The organism is Bacillus sp. JJ722 (genome assembly GCF_036963345.1).
Lineage (GTDB): Bacteria > Bacillota > Bacilli > Bacillales > DSM-1321 > Bacillus_AD.
This window is the reverse complement of sequence record NZ_JBALMO010000067.1, coordinates 1-4,174: the sequence shown is the minus strand read 5'-3', so window position 1 is coordinate 4,174 and position 4,174 is coordinate 1. Positions and strand designations below refer to the sequence as shown.

The window sequence follows — 4,174 nt, the reverse complement described above, 5'->3', positions numbered from 1 at the left end:
CCTTCTTAAAAATCGATAGGTTAAAAGAAGTGTAGCATATTCGGGGGTTCAGCTCCTTCTTAAAAATCGATAGGTTAAAAGAAGTGTAGCACACTACACTTTGCAAGCAAAGTTCCATGTGCTCTGCGAGGCTTTTCGGCTTTGCCGAGCCATGTATAACATGGCAAAAACTAAACCTTGGGCGTTGCCCAAACCCACTGGGGAACTCTTCCCCAGACCCCCTAATCAAACTCCCCAACCCCTCACTCTTTGAGGGGCTCCCTCGCCGGTAGGCAGCTCAAAAGGTGTTGCCTTTTGAGACACCAAGAGGGTCTTGGTGAAGTAAATCTATCAACTCCTTATCCTCCCTTCGGTCCGGTACCGTTGACAGACGCCATAAATCGCCCTCTATTCGATTTTATGGTTACCACCTAAGTTAACTGAGACAAAAACAAAACAAGACCCTTAGAATCCAAATATGAAGCCCTCAGGGCTATTTCGGAATTAAAAGAGACCAATCTTTATAGATTTTTTTCTCCTTGTTTTGGGGTGTGAGGCGGGATGGGGTTTGGGGCTAGCCCCATAGACGTCATTATATAAAGTCTAAGATATTTGTTTAGAACGATAGATCGGGCGATTCGGTAGGTACAATAGTCAGAGCAAGCCGATACCTAATTATTCTCGTTTTGGGTTTGTTCGGCTTGGCGACATGCCCATACCTACCGAATTTCGGAATACAAGGGGTAAAGGGTGGAGATTTTTTGAGTGGGGTTCTCAAAAAATACTACCCGAACCTTGTATGGAGAAAAGCCCTATTTATTATATAAATTCTTACTTTTATAAAAAAATATTTATTTTCTGTATAATTAAACTTTACTTTTTTGAAATATAGGTTTAATATAAAAATCAAGAAAGGCAGAAAGGAAGATGTTAGCTATGAAAGAAAAATTTGGTGACTCCGTAGAAAATAAAGTGTATGAATATAGAGTGTTAAAAAGAATGTCGCAAAAAGATTTGGCTGATGCTGTTGGAGTTTCTAAGCAGACAATATTTGTAATGGAAAAGAACAATTACTCACCTTCACTAGTGTTAGCGTTTCGAATTGCAAATTATTTTGAGGTTGATATCAATAAAATATTTTCTTATATAAGAGAGGATGATAATAATGATTGATGTATTAAATAAATGGATGTTAGAAAGCACACAAAATTTCAATATTACTGTAGGAATTATAACGATTATATCTTTAGGTTCATTGATTGTACTTTTCATTATCTGCAAAAAATTTGGTAGACCTGATGAAAGAACAAATGGTATTTATTTTAAAATTATTTCTTGTATGTTTCTTACCCAATTAATTATGAATAGCTCATTTATTTCCTTAGTTGATAGTAATATTGAATATTTTCGTCAGTTCTTTTTACTATTTAACAGTTTTGTATATTTAATTGGAGCAATTTATGCTTATGGACTATATAGAAAAGAATTTAAAAACTAACAAGATAATATAAATCAAAAAGAGTAAAGCTACTGTAGCTCTACTCTTTTTTTAATCCTGAATAAGTCACAATATAATCTTCAGGACATTGAATAACTTCCCAATCTTTCAAAGCTTCTTTAACAGGCATTCCTACTGTTTTTTCAAGTGCTGGTGGATCTTGATCTTCATGCAAAACATGAATTGAAACACCAAATGTAGAATGCTGTACAACCCCATAAATACCTTTAGTACGATGTGTTACAACATCTCCTATTTGCATTACATCACCTCATTTATAAAATTATATATCTTGTATGGAGAAAAGCCCTTATATAGAGAGTGAGAGTAAATTGACTATTAAACTAGTAAAAAATGTTGTTATATCAAGGGTTTATAATAGTTTTAATAGTTACCGAATTAGATAACTTTAGTTACCGAATTAGGTAACTATTAAAAAATAAAAAATAGCCCTTAAAAAAGGGCTATTGGAAAGTCTTTTAGTAATGGTTTGGCATTTGTAAATAAAGCTTTTAAAGTTGTTTCAACGTTATCACGTTCACCACTATAAATAATATTTGGATTTATAAATAAGGCATATGTACGTGCCTTTACACCTTCAGGTTTATGTCCATTAGCTTTTACTATAACTCCTTTTTCAACAAGGCTATTTACAATTCTACTAACTTTAGGAGAACTTGTTCCTAGCTTTTCAGCAAGTGCCTTTTGTGTCATAGGAACTGCACTTCGTGAATGAATATCATCTACGATACAATTGCTTTTAAACTGCAAAAATCGTTGAATACGCATCAAAAATAACATTTCTTCATCAGTGAAAAAGCCATTTTCTAAGGCATAATTCCAATTATCTTGAATCAATTGAACAAACCTCACTTTTGACTGGGGAGAACGTTTTGTATAAACTCCTATTTCTTTTCCACCAGTAGCTTTGCTCATAATTTCTAATGCTTTTTGAAATTCATCTTCACTAACACCATGATGATCTTGCTTAAATTGCTCTTTTTGATTTCTTAAATCTCGTTTTCTAGCATTTTTTTCAGCTTGTTCAAAATCTACAACTTTTGCCATTAACTAATTCTCTCCCTTTTGTGGAAGGAATTAACCTTTTTATGTTAGAATACACTTAAATAAAACATGATAATTAAGGTTAGTTCCAACCTTGATATGAGAAACCGCCTGTCCAGCCAAGACATAGGGCGGTTTTTCTCGTTCTAATAAAAATAATTATAACAGATTCACAATTGATTAAACTTCAAATATATCAAGAGATTGGGGATGTCGACTCAGTATGTATCCACTGTAGACTCACTGTCGATATGAAAACAGGTGTGTGTCGATTCAATGTTGATACAATTTCATTATCGTTCCATCTCTATCCCTATTTGTCTTTGAGGTTTTTCCAATTTTCCTAATGAGTCCTGGACAAATTTATCTCGCTTATCATCTAGGAATTTAATTTTGTTTTGATCTACATCATTTATTTTTAAAAACGTCTTAACTCGGTCAATCTGAGCATATAAAACCTTTGTTACTCGCTCTTTAAAAACAGAAAACTCTTTGCTAATCTGTAAGACTTTATTCTTCAATTGCCCATTTTCTATTTTCAGTTCTCGATTCTCTTTTTGATAATCTACTATTTGTTGCTGTAATGTTTTCTTTTCACTTAATTGACGATTATATTTACGAACCAATCCGTTATACTTCTCTATCAAATCACTATAATTTTTCACAGAATCTATTTGATTTACTTTATCTATTGCTTTTTTCTCCGCCAGTTTATCTAAATTCTCTTCAATATCTTTGTAATAATAGCGAACTTTATCTTGTCCGATTTGCATGTCTTTTTTTAGCTGCATATTCTCTTTTTGAGCTTTATTCAGTACCTTTTGCAAATTCTCTGTTTGAAGCTGATAAGCAATTCCTTGTGTAGCATAATCTACTAGGCTCTTATAATCCTGTTCTTTCATTCCAACAAGTCCAAGAACCTTTTTAGCTTCAATGTTTTCAATGGATTTCGTCTTATCATCAATTTTTTGAATATGGCCCATTGTCCGTTCGTATTTCTCTTGAGCTTCCTTCTCCATCTGCTGAAACGTTAAAGCCTTATATTTCGCTGTCTCTATGTGTTTACGACTTGATGAGACACCTCGCTCCAAATCAAAGCCTTCTTTAACCATGTAATCATGAAAGCTATCCTGAAGCTTTACAAGCTGTTGTTTTTTACCGAAAAAATCTTTCGCAGCTAACCGACCATCTTCAGTGATCGGCACGAAACCAATATGCATATGTGGTGTTTTCTCGTCTTTATGTACCATTGCATAAGCTATATTCTTTTGACCATATTCCTTTTCGAAAAACTCATAAGCGCATTCAAAAAAGCGTTTTTCTTCTGGTCTTGAAAGTGTCTTAAAGTATTCTGAATCTGATGTAACAAGAAAACTAGCTAACTTAACCGCATCTTTCCTAATCGCTTTTCCAGTTGTCACACCTTCAGCAATCATCTTGTTCACCTTTTCGTTATAATCAATAGGCTCACGATTCACCAAATCATAATTGAAATGCGAACGTTCTGCATCAATATCAGGATTTGTCTGACTTTCTTTCTCTCTTTGATTATGAATTTGAATCCCTTTGATATCAGGCTGTTTTAGTTTCTGCATATGTAAAATAGCAAAGCTCATATTCGGGGGTTCAGCT

At 33.7% G+C, this 4,174-nt stretch carries 5 protein-coding genes; 2 read left to right on the top strand and 3 right to left on the bottom strand.

Annotated features, from left to right (window positions below; translation table 11 throughout):
- Positions 1-915: 915 nt before the first annotated feature.
- Both V7014_RS09795 and V7014_RS09790 read left to right on the top strand, forming a co-directional pair.
- The gene (locus tag V7014_RS09795; protein WP_335506581.1) at positions 916-1,152 is read left to right on the top strand and encodes a helix-turn-helix transcriptional regulator; all 237 of its coding nucleotides are present in this window, start codon (positions 916-918) and stop codon (positions 1,150-1,152) included.
- The gene (locus V7014_RS09790) at positions 1,145-1,477 is read left to right on the top strand and encodes a 6-aminohexanoate hydrolase (protein WP_335506579.1); all 333 of its coding nucleotides are present in this window, start codon (positions 1,145-1,147) and stop codon (positions 1,475-1,477) included. Before V7014_RS09795 ends, V7014_RS09790 begins: the two co-directional genes overlap by 8 nt.
- Positions 1,478-1,517: 40 nt before the next feature.
- Here V7014_RS09790 and V7014_RS09785 read toward each other — a convergent pair whose 3' ends face one another.
- From V7014_RS09785 to mobV, 3 genes are all read right to left on the bottom strand, one after another.
- Positions 1,518-1,739 carry a hypothetical protein gene (locus V7014_RS09785; protein WP_335506577.1) on the bottom strand — a complete coding sequence of 74 codons (222 nt, stop codon included), beginning with the start codon at positions 1,737-1,739 and terminating at the stop codon, positions 1,518-1,520.
- A gap of 191 nt (positions 1,740-1,930) precedes the next feature.
- Entirely contained in the window at positions 1,931-2,545 is a 615-nt protein-coding gene (locus tag V7014_RS09780; protein ID WP_335506575.1) for a helix-turn-helix domain-containing protein, read from the bottom strand.
- Between the two features lie 290 nt (positions 2,546-2,835).
- On the bottom strand, positions 2,836-4,174 hold a 1,339-nt coding region (gene mobV / locus V7014_RS09775), incomplete at its 5' end, for a MobV family relaxase (RefSeq protein ID WP_335506573.1).